This window comes from Falsiroseomonas sp. HC035 (genome assembly GCF_050563525.1).
In the GTDB taxonomy this organism is placed as follows: Bacteria; Pseudomonadota; Alphaproteobacteria; order Acetobacterales; family Acetobacteraceae; genus Falsiroseomonas.
This window is the reverse complement of record NZ_JBNXUN010000011.1, coordinates 34,047-58,525: the sequence shown is the minus strand read 5'-3', so window position 1 is coordinate 58,525 and position 24,479 is coordinate 34,047. Positions and strand designations below refer to the sequence as shown.

Sequence of the window (24,479 nt, the reverse complement as noted above, 5' to 3'; positions counted from 1 at the left end):
CCGCGCCGTTCGGCGGAGGTTGTCGGGATGGCGTGGATCTACCTGATCGGGGCGGGGCTGCTGGAAATCGGCTGGGCGATGGGGCTGAAGCAGACCCAGGGCTTCACCCGGCTGGTGCCATCGGTCCTGACCGTCGCGGCCATGGCGGCCAGCTTCTGGCTGCTGGCCCTGGCGCTGAAGACGCTGCCGATCGGCACCGCCTATGCGATCTGGACCGGCATCGGCGCCGTCGGCACCGCGATTCTCGGGATCTGGCTGCTCGGCGAACCGGCGACGGCGGGGCGGCTGGCCGGCATCGCGCTGATCGTCGGCGGGATCATCACGCTGAAGGTGGCGACGTGAGGCCCAGCAACGCCGCGTAGTCCGGCGGCGGGAAGGCGAAGGGCGGCGGGCGGCGCAGCGCGGGATCGGCCTTGATCCGGCGCAGGGCCGCGGCCGCGGCGCCGGCATTGGCCTCCGCCCATTCGGCGCCGGCGACGGCATAGGTCGCCTGGCTGTCGGTGGCGGGCACCAGGCGATAGGGCACCGCGTGGGCGCCCGGCGCATGCATGAAGTCCAGGTTGCCCGACCAGCCGGTGCCCACGACAGGCCGGCCGAGCGCCAGCGCTTCAGCAAGGGTGAAGCCGAAGCCCTCCGCCCGGTGCAGCGAGATCAGCACGTCGCAGCACAGGATCAGCGCCGACATCTCGGCATCGGACAGGGTACGGTCGAGCACGCGGATGTTGGGGTGACTGGCCGCCAGCGCCGCGACTTCCTGCCAGGCGGCACCGGCGCGCGCGGTGTTGTGGACCTTCAGCACCAGGATGCGGCCAGGATCGTCGCCGAAGGCGGCGTGGTGGGCCGCAATACTGGCCGCTGGGTTCTTGCGGGAGATGGAGGAGGCGGCGTCGAAGATCGCCAGCGTGACGAAGGCGTCCTCAGGCAGGCCGAAATCGGCACGCGTTCGCGGCGCGGCGGCCGCGGGTTCCACCGGATAGGGCACCACCCGCACCTTGGCGCCCCTTCCGCCGAAAGCCTCCGCGGTGAAGCGGGAGCCGGCCCAGATCTCGTGGCAGGCGGCAAATCCCCGATGCCAATCCGCAGGCAGCACCGGCAATTCCCAGTTCCACACGCCGATGACGCGCTTGCCCGCCACCGCGCGCCGGCCCAGCACCGCCAGCGCCCAGGGCAGCATCGGCCCGTTCACATGCACCAGCAGCGTGCCCGGTCCCAGCGGCACCCGGGCGGGCGGATGCGGCGGCCCCTGGCGCAGCGGCCCGGTGATATCGGCGGCAAGGGGGTCCAGCCCCCTGGCCCGCAACCCCGCCTCCAGCCGTCGCGTGCCGGCGCCGAGGCCGCTCATCGCGCTGTGGTAGCCGGCCAGCACCAACGGCCCCACCCCATCCGGCGCCGGGCGCGTGATGCGGGGGGCGCGGAGTGCCATCAGGCTGAACAGCGCCTCCCGCCGCAGGTCGCGCGGCAGCAGGCTCCAGGCGCGGTGGATCAGGCTCAAGCAGCGTCGTCCGATGTCATAGCCGCCCGCGTAGCGTCCCGAAACCTGGGACGCCAGGGTGCGGCGCTGTCACAAGGCCCGGATTGACGGGCGCCGCTTCGAATCCGACCTTGGCCTGCCGAAGGAGGATGCCATGACCGAACCCCTTGAGAAGCTGGAGAAGTGGCGCGGCTTCGTGCCCGATGAGGAGCTGGAGACCTACCGCAAGGGCGGCTTCGCGCGCCGCATCGGCATCGGCCGCCGCCCGGCCCTGCTGAACATCGACACCACCTACATGTTCGTCGACCCCGCCTATTCGCAATGCGGGCGGGAAGACCCGGCGCTGGTCGCGGCGCTGACGCGGCTGACGGCGCTGTTCCGCCGCCTCGGCCTGCCGATCTACTACAGCCGGCGCGACGACCGCACGCACCCTAGCTACCGCGGCATCTGGAACCTGAAGCTCGGCACCGCCGGTGATTTCCAGTACAGCCGCGACAAGCGGGCCGACGAATGGCCCGAGGCCTACGCCCCGCGCGAGGAGGATCGCGTGGTGATGAAGAACAAGCCCTCCTGCTTCTTCGCCACGCCGCTGGAGGCGTTTCTCCGGTACGACGAGGTGGATACGGTCATTGTCTGCGGCGTCTCCACCTCCGGCTGCGTCAGGGCGGGCGCGATGGATGCCTTCTCGCACAATTTCCGCGTCGTACTGGTCGAGGAAGCCTGCGGCGACCGCAGCCCGAGCGCGCATCGGGCGAACCTGTTCGACCTGGACATGAAGTTCGCCGATGTCGAAAGCCTGGACTACGTCGAGCGCGAGCTTCAGGCGAAATTCGGCCTTTCGCACGCAGCCGAGTGATCAGGGGCTGCGCGCGAGGGTGACGCCGATCATCGAATCGCGCGTCACCAGATTCGCAAGGCGGGACGCATCCCAGCCTTCGGTGCCGGCGGGCCGCGCCGGCACCACCAGGTAGCGCAGTTCCGCATTGCTGTCGTGCACGCGGAGTTCCGTGCCCGGCGGCAGGGTGGTGCCGAATTCGGCCAGGATGCCGCGCGGGTCGCGTACGGCGCGGGCGCGATAGGCGCGGCTTTTGTACCAGGCCGGCGGACGGCCGAGGATGCTGCGCGGGTAGCAGGAACACAGCGTGCAGACGACGAGGTGATGCCGCGACGGCGTATTGAACAGTGCCGCCAGCTTCGTCCCCGCCGCATCCAGGCCGAGCTCCGCGGCAGCGGCCACCGCATCCTCCGCCAGCCGCGCGGCGAAATCCGCGTCCGTCCAGGCGCGGGTCACCAGGGCCGCACCGTTGTGCGGGCCGCGCGCATCCATGCGCTCGATCTCGGCGCGGATCTCCGCCGCCGTCAGCACGCCCTTCGCCAGCAGCAGGTTGCGCACGGCGAGGCCGCGCAGGCGCAGCGGTGACAGGGTTTCGTCGGTGGCGTCGTGGTCGGCCTGATAGGGATGGTCGTCATGGTCGTGATCATGGTCATGGTCATGGTCATGGTCATGGTCATGGTGATGCTGATGCGCGCCGGCCGGCTCGCCCTCGACGCGGTCCAGTCCCTCGGCGCGCAGCCGCGATTCCTCCTCCAGCAGCGTGTCCTCCGGCAGCAGCCCCTTCTCCATCACCAGGCTGGAGAAGGCGAGGATCCAGCGTTCGTAGTACGGCATCGCCCAGTAGGTCGCGTCGTCGAGTTGTTCCTGCACGCGGCGGCTCTCATCCGTGGTGAACAGGCGGCGCTTGCCATCCGACAGCAGCATGCGGATCGCATCCGCCTCCTTCTCCCAATGCGCCGCGTCATGCTCCTCGCGCTGCACCGGGCCATCGAAGCGGCCGCCGGCATCGTGTGGCGGATGGGCGTGCGGCAGGTGGGTCATGGCGGCGTATCCCTTGGTATCGGGCGAAGGCTAGCGGCCGCCGCGCGGGCCCGGAAGCCTCGACAGGTCCGGCCGGCTGCGCAAAGCTTCGCGCAACACAGGGAGCACAACGGCATGACGAACCCCTCCGCCGCCTTCGGGCGCCGCATCCTGCTCGGCGCCGCCGCGGCCTCCCTCGCCGCCCCCGCACTGGCCCAGGCGCCCTGGCCATCACGGGACCTGCGGCTGATCGTGCCCTTCCCGCCTGGCGGCACCACGGATGTGGTGGCGCGGCTGGTCGCGCTGGCGATGCGGGAGCGGATCGGCCGGCCGGTGGTGGTGGAGAACCAGCCCGGCGCCGGCAGCACCACGGCCGCCGGCCGCTTCGCGCGGGAGCCGGATGACCATGCGCTGTTCCTGTCGCAGATCGCCTCCCACGCCATCGGCCCCGCGCTGTACCCGACGCTGCCCTACGACCCCGAGGCGGATTTCCGCGCGGTGACGCTGCTGGTGACGGTGCCCAATGTCTGGGTCGCCAATCCGCGCAACGTGCCGGATGGCGATGTGCGCGTGCTGCTGCGCGACGCCCGCGCGCGGCCCGGCATCCGCACCTTCGCCTCCGCCGGCAACGGCACCTCCACCCACCTGACCGGGGAGTTGATCGCGCAGTTGGCCCGCGCGCCGATGCAGCATGTGCCCTACCGCGGCGCCGGCCCCGGCATGGTCGCGGTGATGGGCGGGGAGGTCGACACCTTCATCGACAACCTGCCGACTGCGCTGCCGCAGATCCGCGCTGGCACGGTGAAGGCCCTGGCGGTGACCTCCCCCGCCCGGCTGCCGGACCTGCCGGATGTGCCGGCGATGTCCGAACTCGGCGCGGAATTCGGCATGGCGGGCTTCGCGGCGGAGGCCTGGTTCGGCCTGCACGCGCACCGCACGGCGCCCGACGCGGTGGTGGCGCGGATGGCGGAGGCGGCGCGCGCGGCGCTGGCCGACCCGGCCGTGCAGGCGCAACTGGCGGAACGCGGCACCCAGCCGAAGGGTGGCCCCTCGGCGGAATATGCCGCGCTGGTGACGGCGGAGCGGGTGCGCTGGCGCGACGTGGTGCGGGACGGCAACATCCGCGTTCAATAGGACCGGAAAAGGATCGGGGTGCCCGGAATCGAACCGAGGACCTCCTGTACCCAAAACAGGCGCGCTACCAGGCTGCGCCACACCCCGTGGAGCGCGTGATTAGCCGAAGCCGCAGGGCAAGGCCAGCCGGATGACCGAGCGACCCGCATCACCTGCGGTCGAGCGGCCCGGCCGAGGGAGCGAGACAGTGCCATGCGGCTGATCTACATCCTGTTCGACAGCCTGAACCGTCATGCCCTGGGCTGCTATGGCGGGCAGGCGATCCCGACACCCCAGTTCGACCGGCTGGCCGCGCGCAGCGTCAGCTTCGGCACCCACTACGTGGGCAGCATGCCCTGCATGCCGGCGCGGCGGGACCTGATGACCGGCCGGCTGAACTTCCTGCACCGCGCCTGGGGCCCACTGGAGCCCTTCGACAACGCCTTCCCCGAGATCCTCCGCGCCGAACGCGGTACCCACAGCCACCTGGTGACCGACCACTACCACTACTTCGAGGATGGCGGCGTCGGCTTCCATGGCCGCTATTCGTCCTGGGAGTTCTTCCGGGGCCAGGAAAAGGACAAGTGGAAGGGCGTCGTCGCCCCGCCGATGGAGCGCTGGCGCGGCGCGTACCACCCGACCCAGTTCGACGGCCGCACCGACCAGAACGCCAACATGCCGTACTACGTTTCGCGGGAGCGGATGACGGAGGAAGCCGCCTTCCCGATCGCGCTTTGTACCGAAGCTGCGCTGGACTTCCTCGAGACCAACAAGGCGGCCGACAACTGGCTGTTGCAGCTCGAGTGCTTCGACCCGCACGAGCCCTTCTTCGCCGCCGCCCGCTTCCGGGAAGGCCTGCCCACCAACTACCGCGGCCCGGTGCTGGACTGGCCGCGCTACGGCCAGCCCGGCTATGCACCGGAGGAGGAGGCGGAGCTGCGCGCCAACTACCTGGCCCTGGTCGCCATGTGCGACGACTACCTCGGCCGGGTGCTGGACTGGATGGATGCCAACGACGCCTGGTCGGATACCGCGCTGGTGGTCTCGACGGACCACGGCCTGCTGCTCGGCGAGCACGAGTACTGGGGCAAGAACCGCCCGCCCTTCTTCGACGAGGTCGCGCGGATCCCGCTGTTCATCCACCATCCCGACCACGCGGCGCAGGCTGGATCACGGCGGATGGCGCTGACCCAGACCATGGACCTGATGCCGACCATCCTCGACATCTTCGGCGCCACGACGCCGCCGGAAGTGCTGGGCCGGTCCCTGGTGCCGCTGCTCGCGCAGGATGCGCCGCTGCGCCAGGGGGTGCTGTTCGGCCAGTTCGGCGGCGCGGTGAACGTGACCGACGGGCGCTTCGTCTACATGCGCCATCCGGAGGGCGCCCAGGCGGCGGTGCCGCTGCACCACTACACGCTGATGCCCGTGCACATGCGCAGCTTCTTCGAGGCGCGGGAGATCCAGGGCGCCACGCTGGCCGGCCCCTTCGGCTTCACCAAGGGCATGCCGGTGCTCAAGCTGCCGCTGGTGCCCGATGCCGCCGCCAACATGATCCACCGCTACCCACTGCTGGACCCGCACACGGCGCTGTACGATCTCCGCGCCGACCCGGCACAGGCCGCGCCCGTCGATGCCCCGGCGGAGGCCGCGCGCATGGCCGCGCTGCTCGCCGCCTTGATGGCGGAACACGAGGCGCCGCCGGAGGCCTTCGCGCGCCTGGGCCTGCCGGCACCTCGTTCCAGGGCCGCCGCTGATCGACCAGCCGAAGCCGCCGCCGCCATGCTGGCGGCAAGTGACCGGAGGAAACAGAAACCATGATCAACCGCCGCACCCTGACGAGCGGCCTTGCCGCGCTGCCCCTCCTCCGCGCCCGCGGCGCCGGCGCGCAGGCCCGGTATCCGGATCGCCCGGTCAGGATGATCGTGGGATTTCCCGCCGGCGGCGGTGTCGACCTGACGGCCAGGCCCCTGGCGCAGAAGCTGTCGGAGCGTTTCGGGCAGCAATTCGTGGTCGACAATCGTGGCGGGGCCGGTGGCAACATCGGAATGGACCTGGTCGCCAAGGCGCCGGCGGATGGCCACACGCTGCTGGTCGGCAATGTTGGCATGCTGGCCATCAACCCGGCGCTGTACAGCAGCCTGACCTTCGACACGGTGGCGGATTTCGCCCCGATCGCGCAGATCGTCGCCGTGCCGCTCGCGGTCGCCGTGCCGGCGGACCTGCCGGTGCGCAACCTGGCGGAGTTCATCGCAATGGCCAAGGCGCGGCCCGGCGCGCTGAACATGGGCTCGGGCGGCAATGGCGGCATCCCGCATCTGGCGTTCGAGCTGCTGAAGCGTCGTGCGGGTATCGATGTCGTGCACGTGCCCTATCGCGGCAGCGCGCCGGCCTTGCAGGACCTGCTGGGCAGCCGCCTCCAGTTGATGATCGACGGCTACAACCTGATGCGCGCGGCCGCCGAATCCGGCCGCATCCGCATCATCGCGACGACGGGGCGGGAGAGGCTGCCGGCGCTGCCGGACGTGCCGACGGTGCAGGAAAGCGGCGTGGAGGGGTTCGAGGCGGTGGGCTGGCAGGGCATCCTCGCCCCGGCCGCGACGCCCGCGCCGATCCTGGCGCAGCTCGAGGAGGCGATCGGCTGGGCGCTGCGCGACACCGACCTGCCGCGCGCCTACCTGGCGCAGGGCCAGCTTCCGATCTTCCAGGGCCGCGAGGCCTTCACCCAGACCGTGCGGCGCGAACGCGAGCAATGGACGCGGGTGGTGCGGGAGGCGAACGTCTCCCTGGATTGAAGTCGGGGTGGCGGTTCAGGGCGCGGTGCCGAAGATCCGGTGCAGGGCGCGGTCGCCGACGCGGATATCCAGCTTTTCCGTGATCCCGGCCTGCAATTCGAGCGTGGCACGGACCGGGCCGCGGCTGTCGATCGGTGTCAGGCTCTGCGGCACGGTGCGCTCCGCGATGCGGTGGATGCGGCCATCGGCGGCGATGAACAGCATGTCGAGCGAGGCCAGCGTGTTGCGCATCCACATGCTGCTCTCGCGCGGCTGGCCCCAGTCGAACAGCATCCCTTCCTCCGCGCCCACGGTCGGGCGGAACATCAGGCCGATCATCTGGTGGTCCGGGCTGACCGCCATCTCCACCTGGAAGGTGTGGCGGGTGCCGTTGCGACCGAGGATGACCAGCGGTTCGGTCGGCAGCTTCGGCTGGGGCCGGTCCACGCCCGGCTGGGCCAGGGCGGCGCCGGCCATGAACAGGCCGAGCGAGGCAAGCACGGGGCGTCGTTTCATCATGGCCCGAGCATAGCACCGGCCGCGAGGCTGGCGAGTGGCGGCTCCGGCAGCCCCTCCAGCGTCCGCGCCGCCAGCGCCCATATCTCCGGCCGCACCGGGCCGGGGCGGGGCGCGTCCGCGATGGTGGTGAACCAGTGGTCCGGCGGGTTGCGGCCGGCGGCGCGGTGGAAGGAAAGGCTGCGCAGTACGGCCTCCGCGGCGGGTGGGATGCGCGGCGGGATCGGCAGGCGGTTCAGTGTCGCCCAGACCCCGGCCCAGCAGCGCGCCACCGACCACGGGTTGTAGCCGCCGCCGCCCAGCACGATCAGCCGCGGCGCCACCCCCATCAGCGCCTGCGCCACCGTGCGATGCGCGCCGTTGGAAAGGGCGAGGCGGGACAGCGGGTCCTCCGCGATGGCATCCGCCCCGCATTGCAGCATCACCGCCTGCGGCCGCCGCTGGCGCAGGATGGGCAGGATGGCGTGGCGCAGCAGCACGTCCATTTCGCTGTCGTTGAAACCCTCCGGCACCGGCAGGTTGCGGGCATGGCCGCCGGCGCGGTTCTCCGCCGGGCCGGTGTTGGGCCAGCGCCCGGCTTCGTGCACGGATACGGTGAAGACGCGCGGATCCTCCGCAAAGGCCTGCTCCACGCCGTCGCCGTGATGCGCATCGATGTCGAGGTACAGGATGTTGTCGAGGCCGAGGTCCAGCCAGCGCAGCAGCCCGAGCACCGCGTCATTCAGGTAGCAGAAGCCGCTGGCGCGATCCGGCTGGCCATGATGCGTGCCGCCGCCGGGCACGTGCACGATGCTTGGGGCCGGCCCCGCATCGCGCGTCAACTCGGCTGCCCGCATCACGCCGCCGGCGCCGGTGGCAGGGCGCGAGAACACCTCCCGGTACACCGGGTTGCCATCCGCGCCGATGCGGTGGCGCGCCTTGTGGGCCGGGTCCACCTGCTGCGTCGCCTCGGCGGCCATCAGCGCGGCGATGTAGTCCGGCGTGTGGAAGCGCAGCAGGTCCACCGGCGTGGCGCGCGGGCTGTCCAGGTACTGCTCCGGTGCCACCCACCCCATGGCGCGGACGAGGTCCAGCATGGTCGAGACGCGCGGAATGGCCAGCGGGTGCTTCGGGCCGTAGGTGGAGCCGCGATAGATCTCGGAGCCGATGAGCAGGGGTCTGGTGACCAGGGGTTTGGGCGGGTGCATCGCAGCCGAAGATGGGGCCGGCCGGCCCAGGCGCCCAGATGCTGAGGCGCCCGGATGCTCAGGCGCCCAGATGCTCGAACAGGATCGAGCTGCCTAGGGCGATCAGCGCCAGTCCGGCCAGCGCCTCCGCGACCCGCCCGATGCGGCTGCCGAGCAGGCGGCCGGCCAGCATGCCGCCGGTCGCCATCGCGAAGGTGGCGGCGCCGATGGCGGGCGCCACGATCCAGATATTGGCGTCGAGCAACGCCAGCGACACGCCGACCGCCATGGCATCGATGCTGGTCCCCACCGCAGTGGCCAGGAGCATCCAGGCCGAGGCCGGGCCCGGTGCCGCCGCCGGGTCACGCCTCAGCGCCGCCCAGAGGCAATGCAGCCCGACCAGGCCGAGCAGGATGAAGGCCACCCAATGGTCGATCGCGGCGATGCTGCCGGCAGCCATCATGCCGGCGGACCAGCCAATCACGGGCGTCGCCATTTCCACCGTGCCGAACACCGCGCCGGTGCGAAGCGCATCGCGCAGCCGGATCCGGCGGCCGGTCGCGCCGCGGCTGAGGGCGGCGGCGAAGGCATCCACGGACATGCCGAGCGCGAGGACGGTGATGGCGGCGGGGGACATGGCGGACGACCTACCCGCAGCCCCAGGAATCGTCAAATTCTTATTTGAAATCAGTGTGTTGTAGTACCGGCCCAGCTTTGGTGCGCCGGCTACAGAAGCGGGAGGCTGGGACGATTCAAGGCGCCGGCACCAGCCCTTGCCATGCAGGCGGACCCGACGCATACAGGGCTGGTCATCGGGGGGAGCCCATTGGGGGCTGAGAGGCGGGGCTGATCCCCGCGACCCCACGAACCTGATCCGGGTCATGCCGGCGAAGGGAACGGTGTCTTGCCTGGCCTGCCCCCATTGGGCGCTCCCGCGCCCGGATTCCGCATCGCCCTGCCGCGTGGCCTCTCGCTTGGGGGGCTGCCCGTGCTGGGCGCGCTCGAACTCGCCGTCCAGGGCGGGCGGACCACGGCGCTGCTCGGGCCTTCAGGGTCCGGCAAATCCACGCTGCTGCGCCTGGTCGCGGGGCTGCTGCCGGTGCCGGTCGGCGGGCATGTGCAGGCCGAGGACGGCGCGAAGCTGGCCGGTCGCCTCGCCTACATGGCGCAGCAGGACCTGCTGGCCCCCTGGCGGGACGTGCTTGGCAACATCGCCATGGGCGCGCATCTGCGCGGCGAGCGGCCGGATCATTCGCGCGCCCGCGCCCTGCTCGCCGAGGTCGGGCTGACGGCGGCGGATGGCGCGAAGAGGCCGGCGCAGCTTTCGGGGGGCATGCGCCAGCGTGCCGCCCTGGCGCGAACGCTGATGGAAGACCGCCCGCTGGTGCTGATGGACGAGCCGTTCAGCGCCGTGGATGCGCCGACGCGCCACCGCATGCAGTCGCTGTCCGCGCGGCTGCTGGCCGGCCGCACGGTGTTGCTGGTGACGCATGACCCGCTGGAGGCGCTGCGCCTGGCGGACCGCATCTTCGTCCTGACCGGCAGCCCATCCGTCCCGGTGGAGGTGGCAGTCCCAGAGGGTGCGCCACCCCGTGCGGCCGGCGACCCGGCGCTGCTGGCGGCCCAGGCGGCGCTGCTGGAACGCCTGGCGGAGGCGGTCGCATGATCCGCGGGTTCATCGCCGCCGCCGGCCTCGTGTTGCTGTGGCAAGCCTTCGTCTGGGTCACGGAGGTGCCGCCCTTCCTGCTGCCGGCACCATCCCGCGTGGCCGCCGCCTTGGCGGACCGGTGGGACATCATCGCGGGCCATGCCGCCATCACCGGCACCGAGATCCTGCTCGGCCTGCTGCTGGGCACATTGCTCGGTTGCTGCACCGCGCTGGTGCTGGCGGCCTGGCCGGGCGGGCGGCGCTGGCTGCTGCCGCTGCTGCTGATCAGCCAGGCCATCCCCGTCTTCGCCATCGCGCCGCTGCTGACGCTGTGGCTCGGCTTCGGCATCGGCAGCAAGGTGGCGATGGCGACGCTCATCATCTTCTTCCCCGTCGCCACCGCCTTCTATGATGGGTTGCGGCGGACGGAGCCGGGGATGCTCGACCTCGCCGCGACCATGGGCGCCTCCCGCTTCGCGCTGCTGTGGCGGGTGCGGGTGCCGGCCGCCCTGCCCTCCCTCGCCTCCGGACTGCGCGTCGCCGCCGCCGTCGCGCCGATCGGCGCGGTGGTCGGTGAATGGGTCGGGGCCTCGGCCGGCCTCGGCTACCTGATGCTGCACGCCAACGGCCGCAGCCAGACGGATGTGATGTTCGCAGCACTCTTCGTGCTGATGCTGATGGCCCTCGCCTTGTGGTTCGCCACCGACTGGCTGCTGCGCAGGGCGATCCCCTGGCAGCCCGATTCCCTCCTCAGTGAAAAGGTCACGACATGACGCGCCTGCTCGCCCTGTTGGCCCTGCTGCTCGCCGCCCCCCTCGCGCACGCGCAACCGGCGCGGGAGCCGCTGACGGTGCTGCTGGACTGGTTCATCAACCCCGACCACGCCCCCATCATCATCGCGCAGGAACGCGGCGACTTTGCCCGGGCCGGCCTCGATGTCCGCATCGTCGCACCGGCCGACCCGAACGACCCGCCGCGGCTGATCGGCGCCAAGCGCGGCGATATCGGCGTGTACTACCAGAAGAACCTCTACCTCGCGGTCGACCAGGGCCTGCCGCTGATGCGCGTCGGCACGCTGGTGGCGACGCCGCTGTCCACCCTCACCGTGCTGCGCGACGGCCCGGTGCGGACGCTGGCGGATCTCCGCGGCAAGCGCATCGGCTATTCCGTCGCGGGGTTCGAGGAAGTGACGATGGGCGCGATGCTGGAGAGCGTCGGCCTGTCGCTGTCCGACATCCGCCTGGTGAACGTCAATTTCGGCCTGTCCTCGGCGCTGATGTCGGGCCAGGTGGACGGCATCCTCGGCGGCTTCCGCAATTTCGAGCTGCACCAGCTCGACATCGAGAACCGCCCCGGCCGCGCCTTCTTCCCCGAGCAGTACGGCATCCCGGCCTATGACGAGCTGATCTACATCGCGCATCGCGACCGGGCCCGCGACCCGCTGCTGCGCCGCTTCATCGACGCGACGGAAGCCGCCACGCACTTCCTGGTGAACAACCCGGAGGAATCCTGGCGCATGTTCATCGCTGGCCCCCGCCGCGAGCTCGACAACGAGCTGAACCGCCGTGCCTTCGCCAGCACTGCCAACCGCTTCTCGCTGAGCCCCGGCGCGCTGGACCGCAACCGCTACGAACGGTTTGCCCGATTTCTCGCCGACCGCAGGATGATCCGCAATGTGCCGGCGCTCGAGACCTATGCGGTGGAACTGCCGGCCGCTACTGCTGTGCGGTGAGCGCTGAACCTCGGTTCCTGGTCGACGCCGATGCCTGTCCGGTGCGGGACGAGATCCTGCGCGTCGCCGGGCGGCTCGGCTTCGAGACCATTTTTGTCTCCAACGGCTCTCGCCCCATCCGGCCGCCAGGTGGACGCACGCGGATCGTCATCGTCACCGATGGCGCCGACAAGGCGGATGACTGGATCGCGGAGGAGGCGACGCCCAACGATGTCTGCCTGACGGCCGACATCCCCCTCGCCGCACGGTGTCTGGCCAAGGGCGCCTTCGCGCTGAATTTCAAGGGCCACCCCTGGACCGAGAACAACATCGGCAGCGCTCTGGCCGGCCGCGCCATCTCCCAGCACCTGCGGGAGATGGGCATGGGCGGCGGCCCGCCGCCGATGGCGGGCGCCGACAAGTCGCGTTTCCTGAACGCGCTGGACACCATGGCGCAGGCGGCGATCCGGCGGTCCAAGGGGGCTTGATCGCGACCACGGTTGGGGGCCGAATATGCATCCTCATCCAAGGACGCGCAGAGATGGTCAGGATTACGCGGCGCGCTCTCAGCGGCCTCGCGGCTGCGGCGCTTGTGCCGGCCATGGCGGGCGCCCAGGCCCCCTGGCCATCCCGTCCGCTGCGCTGGATCGTGCCCTACGCACCGGGTGGAGGTTCGGACTTCCTCGCCCGCACGCTGGCCGCCGCCATCGGCGGACCGCTCGGCCAGCCCGTGCAGGTGGACAACCGCCCGGGCGGTGCCACCATCCCGGCGAGCGAGATGGCGGCACGGTCCCCGCCCGATGGCTACACGCTGCTGTCGGCCGACCTCACCGCGCTGGTCATCACACCGGCCATGTCGACCCGCCTGCCCTACCATCCGATCCGCGATTTCCGGCCGGTGGCGCCGATTGCCCGCTTCCCCTTCGTGCTGGTGGTGCATCCGGACCTGCCGGTGCGGACAGGGCCGGAACTGGTGGCCTATGCGCGCGCCAATCCCGGCAGGCTCAACTTCGGCTCCCCAGGCGTCGGCACGCCGACCCACCTGGCGACGGAACGCTTCAGCCGCACCGCCAATGTCCAGATCACGCATGTGCCCTACCGCGGCGGCGCGCCGGCGGTGCAGGACATGGTGGCGGGCGTGGTGCAGGCGATGTTCATCGACTACGCATCGGGCGCCCCGCACATCGCCAATGGCCGCGTCCGCGCCATCGGCATTCCCGCACCGCAGCGCCTGAGCCTGCTACCGGATGTGCCAACGTTGGCCGAACAGGGCCTCGGTGGCGCCGACATTTACTCCTGGCAGGGTGTGGCGGTGCCGGCCGGTACGCCGGATGCCATCGTCGCGCGGCTACAGACCGAATTGGTGAAGGCGCTGCAGACGGAAACGGTGGCCGCGCGCCTGCGCTCGATCAGCCTGGAGCCCTATCCCGGCACCGGCGCCGACCTCGCCGCGCTGATCGAGAGCGAGACGGCGATCTGGGCGCCGCTGATCCGGGAGCTTGGGCTGACGCTGGACAGCTAGATCCGGGCGCCCGCCCCTGCCGCCAGCCACGCCAGCCGTCCCTGGCAGAAGGTGGCGACCGGCGCGCGACGGTCCGGGTCCACCAGCACCAGGTCGCCCCGCAGCCCCGGCGCGATGCGGCCACGATCCGGAAGCCCCGCTGCCTGCGCCGGATTGGCCGAGACCAGCGCCCAGGCCGCCGGCAGGTCCAGCACGCCGCGACCGGCCATGACGAAAGCGGCCTCCAGCATCGCCGGCCAGTAGTAGTCCGACGCCAGGATGGTGACCAACCCACGCTCCGCCAGCGGCGCCGCGGCGGACCAGCCCATGTGGCTGCCGCCGCGCACCACGTTGGGCGCGCCCATCACCACATGCTCGCCCGCCGCGCGCGCGGCTTCGGCCACCGCTTCCGACATCGGAAACTCGCAGACCGCGGCGCCGAGTGCGCGGAAGCAGGCGCGGTCCTCCGGCGTCGCATCGTCATGGCTCAGCATCGGGATGCGAAGGGCGCGTGCCGCCGCGGCGAGACGCGCATGGGCCTCCGCCACCTCGCCGCGCCGGGCCAGCGCGGCCTCGGCCAGCGCGGCGAAATCCGAAACGGCGACGCCGCCGCGCTGCGCATAGGCGGCGGCCTTGGCCGGGTCCGGCAGGCGCCGGACGATGCCGGGCGTGTGGTCGTTGAAGGCCAGCAGCGCGACGCGGCCGGCCGCCATGTCGGTCAGCAATTCGCCCAGCGCATCCAAGTTGTCGGCCTCATAGCGGCAATGGATGCGCAGGTCGCAGCCGCCATCCGCGCGCACTGCCTCCACCGCCGCTAGCGTCCGGCGCCAGGCCTCGATGCCGCGCAGCCCCGGTTCCCAGGACAGGGTCACGCCGAGGCAGGCGGTTGTGATGCCGGCGGCCAGAAGCTGCGCCGCCGAGTCGCGCATCGCCAGGCCGGCCGGGAAGCCGATGCCAGGCCGTGGCTGCATCTGTCGTTCATGCGCATCGCCATGGATATCGACCAGGCCTGGCAGCACCAGCAGGTCCGCGGCATCGAAGCGCCGCGCACCGGCCGGCGCCGCGCCGGCGATCACGCCATCCTCCAGCGCCACCGCCGCCGGCCGCAGCGCGCCATCGAGCAGCGCGGTGCCGCCCTCGATCGACCAGTTCATTCAGGACTCCACGACAAGCTGCGCGCGGCCGGCCGCGTAGCGGGCGATCGAGAGGTCCACCACCTCCCCGGCCGGATCGACGTTCACCGCCTCCGTCACCAGCACCGGGCGGTTGCGGGATTGCTGCAGGATCTCGGCTTCCTCCGGCGTCGGCAGCCGTGCCGTGATGCGGGTGACCTTGCGGCTGTAATCCGGCACGCCGCAGGCGGCGAGTGCTGCGCTGACGGAGGGGTCCTTGCGCAGCAGCTCCGGAATCCGGCCGAAGCGCGTCGAGGGGAAGTGGTGCGTGCCGAGCACCAGCGGCCGGCCATCGGCCAGCGACAGCCGTTCCACCACCACCACCGGCCGCCCGCGCCGGATGCCGAGCTGTTCGGCCAGCCCAGTCTCGGCGGCCACCTCCGTCACGCGCAGGATGCGCCCGCCGGGTTCGCGATTCTGCCGGCGGATGATCTCGGCGAAGCGCGTGCGCGGGCCGAGGCGGTAGTCCACCACATCCTCCGCCACGAAGCTGCCGCGGCCCTGTTCGATGCGGACCAGACCACGGCCCTCCAGCTCCTCCATCGCGCGGCGCACGGTGTGGCGGTTGACGCCGTACTGCCCCGCAAGCTCCGCCTCGGTCGGCAGGCGGCCGCCGGGCGGGTAGGTCCCGCCGGCGATGTCCCGTTCCAGCCGCTGCGCGATCTGTCGCCAGAGCGCGACCCCCTGGCCGCGTGCCAGGGCGATGCCGCTGGCGGGTGCGTCGCCCGGTGCCGGTTCGTTGATCATTGGCCGCGGCCTGGGCCTGCATGGTTCGTCATGGAATCTTCAAACCCCTCCCGGTTCGCTTGTGCGAGTTTTGCTTGACCTTATCGGGGCGGATGACTAGTTGTCTAGACAATATGAGCGTCCCATGAGTCCAGATCCCGACGAGATTGAGAATAATGCGGAGCGCCGGCGGTGGATGTCCATCCTCGCCCGCGCGGATGCCGCCGAGATCGCCGCGCGGCTGCAGGCGATGCCGCCGCCGCCGCCGCATCGCAGGCTGCGCGGGCCGGAGACCGGGCTGGTGATGGTGCGCGGCCGCGCCGGTGGCGATGGCGCACCCTTCAACCTGGGCGAGATGACCGTCACCCGCTGCGCTGTGAGGCTGGAGGATGGCACGGTGGGGCATGGCTACGTCGCCGGCCGCGATGCGCGGCAGGCGGAACTGGCGGCGCTGCTGGACGCGCTGATGCAGGATGCGGCGCGGCGCCCGGCGCTGGAGGCCACGGTGATCGCGCCGCTGGAAGCAGCCCAGGCCGAGCGTCGGGCCGGCTCGGCCCGTCGGGCCGCCGCCACCCGCGTGGAGTTCTTCACCATGACGCAGATGCGATGAGCACGTCGTTCCCCGGCTTCGCCGATCCGGTGCTGGATTCGCAGGCCGCGTTCCGCGCCGTGCTGCAGGCGATGAGCCGCCCTGGCCAGGTGCAGCGCGTGCCTGTCCTGCCGGAAGTGCCGCCCGGCCTTTCACCCGCCGCGGCCGCCGTGCTGCTGGCGCTGGTCGATGCCGAGACCCGGCTGTGCCTCGCCGCCGGATCGCAGGCCGAAGCCTGGGTGCGCTTCCACTGCGGCGCGCCCTTCGCGCCGGCCGGCGCTGCCGCCTTCGTGCTCGATCCCGCCGCGCGGCTGGCAGAGTTGAACCCGGGGACGGAGGAGGAGCCGGAGCGCGGCGCGACCTTGATCCTGGAGGTCGGCGCCGTGGAGGAAGGCGCGGGCTGGCGGCTGACTGGCCCCGGTATCCGCGACGAGCACCGGCTTCGGGTGCGTGGCGCCCCGCCCGGCTTCCTCGGCGACTGGGCCGCCAACCGCCACCAGGCGCCCTGCGGCATCGATGTCATCCTGTGTGCCGGAGACCGTATAGCGGCGCTACCGCGCAGTGTCGCGATCGCGGAGGGCTGAGCCATGTATGTCGCGACCAAGGGCGGCGAACGCGCCATCGGCGCCGCCCACGCCTGGCTGGACGAGACCCGCCGCGGCGATCCCGCGCTGCCGGAACTGACCGCGGCACAGGTCGAGGCGCAACTCGGGCTCGCCGTGGATCGCGTGATGGCCGAAGGATCGTGCCACGATCGCGGACTGGCGGCGCTGGCGGTGAAGCAATCCCGCGGCGACCTGATCGAGGCGGCGTTCCTGCTGCGCGCCTACCGCACCACCCTGCCCCGCTTCGGCGCCAGCCAGCCGCTGGATACCAACGCCATGGCACTGCACCGCCGCATCAGTGCCACCTACAAGGATTTGCCGGGCGGCCAGGTGCTCGGCCCGACCTTTGACTACACGCATCGCCTGCTGGATTTCTCCCTCGCCGCCGCGGGCGGATCACGGGAGGCCCCGCCCGAGGCCGCGGTGACTGCCGAGCCGACGCCACGCGTGACGGAGATGTTGGCGCGCGAGGGCCTGATGCAGCGTGAGGCCGCGAGCGAGGCGGAGCCGGGCGACCTGACCCGCGAGCCCCTCGCCTTCCCCGCCGACCGTCCGCTGCGCCTGCAGGCGCTGGCGCGTGGTGACGAGGGGTTTCTCCTCTCGCTCGGCTATTCCAGCCAGCGCGGCTATGGCAACAACCACCCCTTCGTCGGCGAGATCCGCATGGGCGAGGTGGCGGTGGAGTTCGTGCCACCGGAGCTCGGCTTCGCCATCGACCTCGGCGACATCACCGTGACCGAATGCCAGATGGTGAACCAGTTCAAGGGAAGCCGCACGGAGCCGCCACAGTTCACGCGCGGCTACGGCCTGGTCTTCGGCCATGGTGAGCGCAAGGCGATGTCGATGGCGCTGGTAGACCGCACGCTGCGCGCGGCTGAATTGGGGGAGGACGCAACGGCGCCGGCGCAGCAGCAGGAATTCGTGCTTTCGCATTGCGACAACGTCGAGGCCACCGGCTTCGTCGAGCACCTGAAGCTGCCGCACTACGTCGATTTCCAGTCGGAACTGGAAAACGTGCGGACCATGAGGGCGAGTGTGGAGACGGCGAAGTGACGCACGATCCCGGCTACAACTTCGCCTACCTCGATGAATCGACGAAGCGGATGATCCGCCGCGCGATCCTGAAAGCGGTCGCCATCCCCGGCCACCAGGTGCCCTTCGGATCGCGGGAGATGCCGCTGCCCTACGGCTGGGGCACCGGCGGCATCCAGGTGACGGCGGCGATCCTCGGCCCCGACGATGTGCTCAAGGTGATCGACCAGGGCAGCGACGACACCACCAATGCCGTGTCGATCCGCGCCTTCTTCCGCCGCACCGCCGGCATCGCGACGACGGAAAGCACGGAGCAGGCCAGCATCATCCAGACCCGCCACCGCATCCCCGAACGCGCGCTGCGGGAGGACCAGATCCTGGTCTACCAGGTGCCGATCCCGGAGCCGCTGGGCCGGCTGGAGCCGCGCATCGCGGAGACGCGGCGGATGCACGCGATGGCCGATTACGGGCTGATGCATGTGAAGCTGTACGAGGACATCGCCCGTCACGGCCACATCGCCACCAGCTATTCCTACCCGGTCATGGTCAACGACCGCTACCTGATGTCGCCCTCCCCTATCCCGGCCTTCGACAACCCGAAGATGGACCGCATGCCGGCGCTGCAATTGTTCGGCGCGGGGCGGGAGAAGCGGATCTACGCGGTGCCGCCCTATACCAGCGTGCGCAGCCTGGACTTCGACGACCATCCCTTCCGCCCGATCCGCGCGCCGCACACCTGCGAACTGTGCGGCTCCGGCGACACCTACCTGGACGAGGTGCTGACGGATGATGTCGGTGGCCGCATCTTCGTCTGCTCCGACACGGATTTCTGCCGCGAGCGCCAGTCTATGAAGGAAGCGGCGGAATGAACGGGGAGCCGCTTCTCTCGGCCAGCGACCTGGTGCTGCGCTTCGGCCGCATCGCCGCGCTGGATGGCGTGGCACTCGACATCTACCCCGGCGAGGTCGTCGCCATCGTCGGTGAATCCGGCAGCGGCAAGACCACGCTTCTCCGGGTCCTTTCCGGCCTGATGCGGCCCGATGCCGGGGAGGTCCGCTACCTCGGCCAGGACGTGCTCGGCATGACGGAAGCCGCGCGGCGCCGCCTGATGCGCACCGAATGGGGTTTCGTGCACCAGAACCCGCGCGACGGGTTGCGCATGGCGGTCTCCGCCGGCGGCAACATCGGCGAGCGGCTGATGGCGACCGGCGCCCGTCACTACGGCAACATCCGGGCCCAGGCGGCGCATTGGCTGGAACGGGTGGAGATCGACCCCGCCCGCATGGACGACGTGCCGCAGAAGTTCTCCGGCGGCATGCAGCAACGCCTGCAGATCGCCCGCACGCTGGTGACCCTGCCGAAGCTGGTCTTCATGGACGAGCCGACCGGCGGGCTCGATGTGTCCGTCCAGGCGCGGCTGCTCGACCTGATCCGCGCCCTGGTGGCCGACCTCGGCCTCGCCGTGCTGATCGTGACGCATGACATCGCCGCCGCCCGGCTGCTGGCGCACCGGATGCTGGTGATGCGGCACGGCGTGGTGGTGGAGGCCGGGCTGACCGACCGGGTGCTGGACGACCCGCAGCATCCCTACACGCAACTCCTCGTCTCCTCGGTACTGGCGGCATGAGCTTCTCGATCCGGACGGAGGGGCTGGCGAAGGAATTTCGGCTGTTCCTGCAAGGTGATGTCCGCATCCCGGTGCTGGACGCGGTGGATTTCAGTGTGGCGCCCGGCGAATGCGTGGCACTGACCGGGCCTTCGGGCGCCGGCAAATCCACCCTGATGCGTTGCCTCTACGGCAATTACGGCGCCGGGTCGGGCCGCATCCTGCTGCGCCACCAGGGCGCGGTGGTGGACCTCGCCACCGCCGATGCACGGCTGGTGCGGGAAATCCGGCGCGAAACGCTGGGCTATGTCAGCCAGTTCCTGCGGGTCATCCCGCGCGTCGGCGCGCTGGATATCGTCGCCGAGCCGTTGCGCGCCCGTGGCGTGGCGGAGGATGCGGCCAAGGCCCGGGCGTCCGCGCTGCTGACGCGCCTCAACCTTCCGTCAAGGCTGCACAACCTGCCACCCTCCACCTTTTCGGGCGGCGAACAGCAGCGTATCAACTTGGCCCGCGGCTTCGCCGCGGACTACCCCGTGCTGCTGCTGGATGAGCCCACCGCCAGCCTCGACCCCGTGAACCGCCAGGTTGTCGTTGCCCTGGTCGCGGAGGCCAAGGCGCGCGGCGCGGCGCTGATCGGCATCTTCCACGACACCGAGATCCGTGACCAGGTGGCCGATCGCCTGTTCGAGGTTCTGCCGATCCAGGACGCCGCATGAATTCCGACATGATCCTGACCAATGCGCTGCTGGTCCTTCCGGACAGTGTGGTCCCCGGCACGCTGGTCCTTCGTGGCGACCGGATCGTCGAGATCCAGCACGGCCGCAGCCACGCACCCGGCGCCATCGACCTGGACGGCGACCACCTGATCCCGGGTATCGTCGATGTCCATACCGACAATCTGGAACGCCAGGTGCAGCCACGCGCCACCGCGCGCTGGCCGTCCCGCTCCGCCATGCTGGCGCATGACAGCCAGACGGCCGCGGCCGGCGTCACAACCGTGTTGGACGCGCTGTGCCTCGGCGACCTCGGCTTCGACACCGGGCGCACGCAGACCTTCAAGGACGGGCTGGCGGACCTCGATTCGCTCACCCACACCGGCCTGCTGAAGTCCGACCACTTTCTTCATCTGCGCTGCGAGTTGCCGGCTTCGGACATGCCGGAACTGGTGGACCTGGCGGCGGATCATCCGCTGGTCCGCATGGTCAGCCTGATGGACCATTCGCCCGGCGTCGGCCAGTACCGCGACCTGGAACGCTACCGCACCATGCGGGTGCGCCAGGCGCAGATGAACCTGGCGCAGGTGGACCAGCGCATCGCGGAGCTGCTCGACCAGCGCGCCCGCCTCCGCGAACCGCAGCGCCGCTGGCTGCTGGACCGCGTGGCGCACCGCCACCTGCCGCTGGCCAGCCACGACGACGACAACGAGGAGGATATCATCCGCAATGCCGCGGATGGCATCACCATCAGTGAATTCCCGGTGACGCGGGACGCGGCGCAGGCGGCGAAGCGGATCGGCGTGCAGGTCATTGCCGGGGCGCCCAACATCGTCCGCGGCGGCAGCCACTCCGGCAACGTCGCCGTCTCCGACCTGATGCATGACGCCGCGGTGGACGTGCTGGCCAGCGACTACGTACCGCCGGCCATGGTGGAAGCCGCCTGGCTCGCCGCCGGGCAGGGCCACGCCACGCTGCCGGCCGCGATCGCCATGATCACCGGCACGGCCGCCCGCATGGCCGGCTTCACCGATCGCGGCTGGATCCAGGCCGGGCTGCGCGCCGACCTCGTGCAGATCCGGCCCTTCGAGGGCCATGCCGTGGTGCGCAAGGTCTGGCGCGCGGGCGAACGCATCGCATGATGCGCGCCGCCATCTACTGGGCGCCGCGGCTGGAAGACCCGCTGCACGCACTGGGCTCGCAATGGCTCGGCCGCGACACAGAGACCGGCGGGACGCTGGCGCAGCCGGACCTGCCGGGCCTCGACATCGCGGAGGTCACCAAGGATGCCCGGCTGTACGGCCTGCACGCCACGCTGAAGCCACCCTTCCGCCTCGCGACAAGCTGGGCCGCGCTGCGCACCGACGCGCTGGCGCTGGCGGCGCGCACCCGGCCCTTCGCGCTACCGCCGTTGCATCTTGCGGAACATCACGGCTTCCTGGCCCTGATGGAGACGGAGCGTTGCGCCGAATTGCAGGCGCTGTGCGATGCCGCCGTCGCGGGCCTCGACGTGCATCGCGCGCCGCCGACCGATGAGGAGATCGCCCGCCGGCGGCCGGAGCGCATGACGGAGCGCCAGCGGGAGAATTTGCACCGCTGGGGCTACCACTACGTCTTCGAGGATTGGTGGTTCCACGTCACCCTGTCCCGCCGGCTCGACGGCGCCGAGATGCAGGTGGTGCGTCCGGCGCTGGAAGCGCATCTCGGCGAGGTGCCCGCCACGAGGCGCCGGGTGACGGAGCTTTGCCTGTTCACCCAGGCCGGGCCGGGCGCGCCCTTCCTGCTGGCCGAGCGTCTGCCGCTGCTCGGCTGAGGGCGGCGAGCACGCGGGCGACACCTTCCTCCCGCGTCGCGTCGTTCAGCACGGTCTCGACTTCCAGGCCCTCCGGCAGCGGGGCCTCCCGCGCCAGCCGCTCCGCGATGTCGGCCGCGGTCTCGCGGCCTCGGGCGGCGAGGCGGCCGGCCAGCACCGGCAGCGGCGCGGTGATGAACAGCACGCGCACCGGCCAGCGCATCGCGGCCTCGGTCAGCACGGTGCGGGACAGGTTGGCGATGACGACACGGCCGGCGGCCAGCGCCTCCTCCACATCGCAGGCGATGCCATAGAGCAGGCCATGCGCCTCCCACCACAGCGCGAAGCCCTCCGCCTCCCGCACCGCACGAAACGCCTCCCGCGTCATCGCCAGGTGATCCTCGCCGCCGGCCTTGGCCGGACGGGTGATGCAGCGGCGGGCGAACAGGAAGCGCGGATCATCCGCCAGGCGCGCCTGCGCCGCCGCCATCAGCGTGTCCTTCCCCGCACCGGAGGGCCCGACGACCGGAACAAGCATCGTGGTTGCGCACCGCAATATTGACCACGACGCTTCTGCCTGCGCCTATCGAAGGTCTCAAGCCGCCATACGGAAATCGTCCCATAATGTTCACGACGCGCCCCGAGATCGCCGGCACCTTCGGTGTCGTCGCCTCCACCCACTGGATCGCCTCGCAGGTCGGGATGGCGGTGCTGGAGCGTGGCGGCAACGCCTTCGACGCGGCTGTGGCCGCGGGCTTCACCCTGCAGGTGGCGGAGCCGCACCTGAACGGCCCGGGCGGCGACTGCCCGATCATCATCCACGACGCCAAGGCTGGCGCGCAACGCGTGATCTGCGGCCAGGGCGTGGCGCCGGCCGGGCTTTCCGTGGCCCATGTGAAGGGCGAACTGGGGCTGGACCTGATCCCCGGCACCGGCTTCCTGCCGGCCATGGTGCCCGGCGCCTTCGACGCCTGGGCGCTGATGCTGCGCGACTACGGCACCTGGTCGCTGCGCGACGTGATGTCCTACGCCATCGGCTACGCGCATCGCGGCATCCACTACGTCCCGCGCGTGATTGCCACGCTGAACACGGTGAAGCCGCTGTTCGAGTCCGAATGGCCGACTTCCGCCGAGATCTGGCTGCGCAACGGCGGCCCGGTGGCCGGCGGGCTGTATGCCAACCCCACGCTCGGCCGCACCTGGGAGCGCGTGCTGCGGGAGGCGGAGGCCGCCGGCCATGACCGCGTCGCGCAGATCGAGGCGGCTCGCAACGCCTGGTACGGCGGCTTCGTCGCAGAAGCCATCGGCAACTTCTTTGCACAGACGGAAATCCTCGACAGCTCCGGCCAGCGCCATCGCGGCGTGCTGAGTGCGCAGGACATGTCGCATTGGCGCGCCAGCACGGAGGCGCCCCTGCGGCGCGACTACCGCGGCCACACCGTGCTGAAATGCGGTGTCTGGAGCCAGGGGCCTGCCATGCTGCAGACCCTCGCGCTGCTCGAGGGCTTTGACATGGCGGGCATGGACCCGATGGGCGAGCGCTTCGTTCACACCGTGGTCGAATGCATGAAGCTGGTCTTCGCGGATCGCGAGGCGTTCTACGGCGACCCCGATTTCGTCGACGTGCCGATCCACCATCTGCTGTCCGAGGAGTATGCCGCCGAGCGCCGCAAGCTGGTCGGCGAACAGGCGTCCCTCGAACTGCGACCCGGCACGCTGCCCGGCATGCCGACCCCCTGGGTGGACCACGACGCCGCCAGCCGGGTGGAGATGCTGACCCGCGCGCCGGGCGTCGGTGAGCCGACAGTCGCCCGCCTCGGCGTCTCCTCCGCCGATACCTGCCACGTCGACATCATCGACAGCCAAGGCAACATGGTCTCCGCCACGCCGTCCGGCGGCTGGCTGCAATCCTCGCCATCCGTGCCGGGCCTTGGATTCTGCCTCGGCACGCGCGGGCAGATGTTCTGGCTGGACGAAAGCCTGCCGAACGGCCTGAAGCCGGGCAAGCGGCCGCGCACCACACTGTCCCCGGCCATGGCGCTGAAGGATGGCCGGCCCTGGATGAGCTTCGGCACGCCGGGCGGCGAGCAGCAGGACCAGTGGCAGCCCATCCTGTTCTCCCGCATGGTCGATCACGCGCTGAACATCCAGCAGGCGATCGATGCGCCCGCCTTCCACACCGAACACTGGCCGAGCAGCTTCTGGCCGCGCGTGGCGCGCCCCGGCAAGGTGGTGATCGAGGGCCGCTACGCCGCCGATGTGGCGCCCGCCTTGGCGGCGCGGGGCCACCTGGTGGAAGTCGGCGGCGAGTGGTCCGAGGGCCGGCTGTCCGGCGCGCGCCAGGAAACCGACGGCCAGCTGTTCGCCGGCGCCAATCCCCGCGGCATGCAGGGCTACGCTGTGGGTCGATGAACGGCGGCTGATGAACGGCGGAAGATGAAGCTTGCGGTCGGTCCTGTTCTTGCATTGAATTGTTTCATTGCACGCCCTCC

At 71.0% G+C, this 24,479-nt stretch carries 27 protein-coding genes, 1 tRNA gene and 1 riboswitch; of the genes, 19 read left to right on the top strand and 9 right to left on the bottom strand.

Features of this window, described 5'->3' with window-relative positions:
- The first annotated feature begins 27 nt into the window (after positions 1–27).
- Positions 28–342 carry a quaternary ammonium compound efflux SMR transporter SugE gene (gene sugE, locus ACLF3G_RS20790; protein ID WP_430671321.1) on the top strand — a complete coding sequence of 105 codons (315 nt, stop codon included), beginning with the start codon at positions 28–30 and terminating at the stop codon, positions 340–342.
- On the opposite strand, the gene ACLF3G_RS20785 is transcribed toward sugE, so the two are convergent.
- Positions 320–1,492 (bottom strand): glycosyltransferase, encoded by a 1,173-nt coding sequence (locus ACLF3G_RS20785; protein ID WP_430671320.1) that lies wholly within the window; start codon positions 1,490–1,492, stop codon positions 320–322. The two genes, sugE and ACLF3G_RS20785, sit on opposite strands and share 23 nt — an antisense overlap.
- A 133-nt stretch (positions 1,493–1,625) precedes the next feature.
- Between ACLF3G_RS20785 and ACLF3G_RS20780 the strand changes: the two genes are divergently transcribed.
- Positions 1,626–2,327: an isochorismatase family protein gene (locus ACLF3G_RS20780; protein ID WP_430671319.1), complete on the top strand. Its 702-nt coding sequence runs from the start codon at positions 1,626–1,628 to the stop codon at positions 2,325–2,327.
- On the opposite strand, the gene ACLF3G_RS20775 is transcribed toward ACLF3G_RS20780, so the two are convergent.
- Positions 2,328–3,347, bottom strand: coding sequence for a nitrile hydratase subunit alpha (locus ACLF3G_RS20775; RefSeq protein WP_430671318.1), 1,020 nt, complete (start codon positions 3,345–3,347; stop codon positions 2,328–2,330).
- 114 nt (positions 3,348–3,461) lie between these two features.
- Here ACLF3G_RS20775 and ACLF3G_RS20770 point away from each other — a divergent pair, with 114 nt between their 5' ends.
- Positions 3,462–4,460 carry a Bug family tripartite tricarboxylate transporter substrate binding protein gene (locus ACLF3G_RS20770; protein WP_430671317.1) on the top strand — a complete coding sequence of 333 codons (999 nt, stop codon included), beginning with the start codon at positions 3,462–3,464 and terminating at the stop codon, positions 4,458–4,460.
- Between the two features lie 13 nt (positions 4,461–4,473).
- Here ACLF3G_RS20770 and ACLF3G_RS20765 read toward each other — a convergent pair.
- Positions 4,474–4,547: transfer RNA gene (locus ACLF3G_RS20765), tRNA-Pro, on the bottom strand.
- 105 nt (positions 4,548–4,652) lie between these two features.
- Here ACLF3G_RS20765 and ACLF3G_RS20760 point away from each other — a divergent pair.
- Positions 4,653–6,257, top strand: a complete 1,605-nt coding sequence (locus tag ACLF3G_RS20760) for a sulfatase (protein WP_430671316.1) — start codon at positions 4,653–4,655, stop codon at positions 6,255–6,257.
- Positions 6,254–7,231 (top strand): Bug family tripartite tricarboxylate transporter substrate binding protein, encoded by a 978-nt coding sequence (locus ACLF3G_RS20755; protein WP_430671315.1) that lies wholly within the window; start codon positions 6,254–6,256, stop codon positions 7,229–7,231. The genes ACLF3G_RS20760 and ACLF3G_RS20755 overlap by 4 nt, the downstream gene beginning before the upstream one ends.
- A 15-nt stretch (positions 7,232–7,246) precedes the next feature.
- Here ACLF3G_RS20755 and ACLF3G_RS20750 read toward each other — a convergent pair whose 3' ends face one another.
- The 3 genes from ACLF3G_RS20750 to ACLF3G_RS20740 are packed head-to-tail and all read right to left on the bottom strand — an operon-like array spanning position 7,247 to position 9,529.
- Positions 7,247–7,729 (bottom strand): DUF192 domain-containing protein, encoded by a 483-nt coding sequence (locus ACLF3G_RS20750; RefSeq protein WP_430671314.1) that lies wholly within the window; start codon positions 7,727–7,729, stop codon positions 7,247–7,249.
- On the bottom strand, positions 7,726–8,913 hold the full coding sequence (locus ACLF3G_RS20745; protein WP_430671313.1) for an acetoin utilization protein AcuC: 1,188 nt from the start codon (positions 8,911–8,913) through the stop codon (positions 7,726–7,728). The genes ACLF3G_RS20750 and ACLF3G_RS20745 overlap by 4 nt, the downstream gene beginning before the upstream one ends.
- A 58-nt stretch (positions 8,914–8,971) precedes the next feature.
- Positions 8,972–9,529, bottom strand: a complete 558-nt coding sequence (locus ACLF3G_RS20740; RefSeq protein ID WP_430671312.1) for a manganese efflux pump MntP family protein — start codon at positions 9,527–9,529, stop codon at positions 8,972–8,974.
- A gap of 168 nt (positions 9,530–9,697) precedes the next feature.
- A riboswitch (TPP riboswitch) is annotated at positions 9,698–9,806 on the top strand.
- Between ACLF3G_RS20740 and ACLF3G_RS20735 the strand changes: the two genes are divergently transcribed.
- From ACLF3G_RS20735 to ACLF3G_RS20715, 5 genes are all read left to right on the top strand, one after another.
- Positions 9,797–10,558, top strand: coding sequence for an ABC transporter ATP-binding protein (locus tag ACLF3G_RS20735; protein ID WP_430671311.1), 762 nt, complete (start codon positions 9,797–9,799; stop codon positions 10,556–10,558). (Overlaps the previous riboswitch by 10 nt.)
- Positions 10,555–11,313: an ABC transporter permease gene (locus ACLF3G_RS20730; RefSeq protein WP_430671310.1), complete on the top strand. Its 759-nt coding sequence runs from the start codon at positions 10,555–10,557 to the stop codon at positions 11,311–11,313. Before ACLF3G_RS20735 ends, ACLF3G_RS20730 begins: the two co-directional genes overlap by 4 nt.
- Positions 11,310–12,272, top strand: a complete 963-nt coding sequence (locus ACLF3G_RS20725) for an ABC transporter substrate-binding protein (RefSeq protein ID WP_430671309.1) — start codon at positions 11,310–11,312, stop codon at positions 12,270–12,272. The genes ACLF3G_RS20730 and ACLF3G_RS20725 overlap by 4 nt, the downstream gene beginning before the upstream one ends.
- Complete coding sequence (locus ACLF3G_RS20720; RefSeq protein ID WP_430671308.1) at positions 12,269–12,739, top strand: YaiI/YqxD family protein; 471 nt, start codon at positions 12,269–12,271, stop codon at positions 12,737–12,739. The genes ACLF3G_RS20725 and ACLF3G_RS20720 overlap by 4 nt, the downstream gene beginning before the upstream one ends.
- Positions 12,740–12,792: 53 nt before the next feature.
- Positions 12,793–13,773 (top strand): Bug family tripartite tricarboxylate transporter substrate binding protein, encoded by a 981-nt coding sequence (locus ACLF3G_RS20715; RefSeq protein ID WP_430671307.1) that lies wholly within the window; start codon positions 12,793–12,795, stop codon positions 13,771–13,773.
- Here the strand turns inward: ACLF3G_RS20715 and ACLF3G_RS20710 are convergent.
- Both ACLF3G_RS20710 and phnF read right to left on the bottom strand, forming a co-directional pair.
- A complete protein-coding gene (locus tag ACLF3G_RS20710) occupies positions 13,770–14,906 on the bottom strand; it encodes an alpha-D-ribose 1-methylphosphonate 5-triphosphate diphosphatase (RefSeq protein ID WP_430671306.1) in 1,137 nt (378 codons plus the stop codon). The genes ACLF3G_RS20715 and ACLF3G_RS20710 overlap by 4 nt on opposite strands.
- Positions 14,907–15,671, bottom strand: coding sequence for a phosphonate metabolism transcriptional regulator PhnF (phnF, locus tag ACLF3G_RS20705; RefSeq protein ID WP_430671305.1), 765 nt, complete (start codon positions 15,669–15,671; stop codon positions 14,907–14,909).
- 124 nt (positions 15,672–15,795) lie between these two features.
- On the opposite strand from phnF, the gene phnG reads away from it, so the two are divergent.
- From phnG to ACLF3G_RS20665, 8 genes are read left to right on the top strand one after another with little or no spacing between them, the layout of a single operon-like run.
- The gene (phnG, locus tag ACLF3G_RS20700; protein WP_430671304.1) at positions 15,796–16,260 is read left to right on the top strand and encodes a phosphonate C-P lyase system protein PhnG; all 465 of its coding nucleotides are present in this window, start codon (positions 15,796–15,798) and stop codon (positions 16,258–16,260) included.
- Positions 16,257–16,823, top strand: a complete 567-nt coding sequence (gene phnH / locus ACLF3G_RS20695) for a phosphonate C-P lyase system protein PhnH (RefSeq protein WP_430671303.1) — start codon at positions 16,257–16,259, stop codon at positions 16,821–16,823. Before phnG ends, phnH begins: the two co-directional genes overlap by 4 nt.
- Before the next feature lie 3 nt (positions 16,824–16,826).
- Positions 16,827–17,897, top strand: a complete 1,071-nt coding sequence (locus ACLF3G_RS20690; protein WP_430671302.1) for a carbon-phosphorus lyase complex subunit PhnI — start codon at positions 16,827–16,829, stop codon at positions 17,895–17,897.
- Positions 17,894–18,745: an alpha-D-ribose 1-methylphosphonate 5-phosphate C-P-lyase PhnJ gene (locus ACLF3G_RS20685; protein ID WP_430671301.1), complete on the top strand. Its 852-nt coding sequence runs from the start codon at positions 17,894–17,896 to the stop codon at positions 18,743–18,745. The genes ACLF3G_RS20690 and ACLF3G_RS20685 overlap by 4 nt, the downstream gene beginning before the upstream one ends.
- On the top strand, positions 18,742–19,503 hold the full coding sequence (gene phnK, locus ACLF3G_RS20680; RefSeq protein WP_430671300.1) for a phosphonate C-P lyase system protein PhnK: 762 nt from the start codon (positions 18,742–18,744) through the stop codon (positions 19,501–19,503). The genes ACLF3G_RS20685 and phnK overlap by 4 nt, the downstream gene beginning before the upstream one ends.
- The gene (gene phnL, locus ACLF3G_RS20675; RefSeq protein ID WP_430671299.1) at positions 19,500–20,198 is read left to right on the top strand and encodes a phosphonate C-P lyase system protein PhnL; all 699 of its coding nucleotides are present in this window, start codon (positions 19,500–19,502) and stop codon (positions 20,196–20,198) included. The genes phnK and phnL overlap by 4 nt, the downstream gene beginning before the upstream one ends.
- Positions 20,195–21,337, top strand: a complete 1,143-nt coding sequence (locus tag ACLF3G_RS20670) for an alpha-D-ribose 1-methylphosphonate 5-triphosphate diphosphatase (protein ID WP_430671298.1) — start codon at positions 20,195–20,197, stop codon at positions 21,335–21,337. The genes phnL and ACLF3G_RS20670 overlap by 4 nt, the downstream gene beginning before the upstream one ends.
- Positions 21,334–22,008 carry a DUF1045 domain-containing protein gene (locus ACLF3G_RS20665; protein WP_430671297.1) on the top strand — a complete coding sequence of 225 codons (675 nt, stop codon included), beginning with the start codon at positions 21,334–21,336 and terminating at the stop codon, positions 22,006–22,008. The genes ACLF3G_RS20670 and ACLF3G_RS20665 overlap by 4 nt, the downstream gene beginning before the upstream one ends.
- Here the strand turns inward: ACLF3G_RS20665 and phnN are convergent.
- Positions 21,947–22,525, bottom strand: a complete 579-nt coding sequence (gene phnN, locus ACLF3G_RS20660; RefSeq protein ID WP_430671296.1) for a phosphonate metabolism protein/1,5-bisphosphokinase (PRPP-forming) PhnN — start codon at positions 22,523–22,525, stop codon at positions 21,947–21,949. The genes ACLF3G_RS20665 and phnN overlap by 62 nt on opposite strands.
- Before the next feature lie 86 nt (positions 22,526–22,611).
- Here phnN and ACLF3G_RS20655 point away from each other — a divergent pair, with 86 nt between their 5' ends.
- Entirely contained in the window at positions 22,612–24,399 is a 1,788-nt protein-coding gene (locus tag ACLF3G_RS20655) for a gamma-glutamyltransferase family protein (RefSeq protein ID WP_430671295.1), read from the top strand.
- Positions 24,400–24,479: the final 80 nt, after the last annotated feature.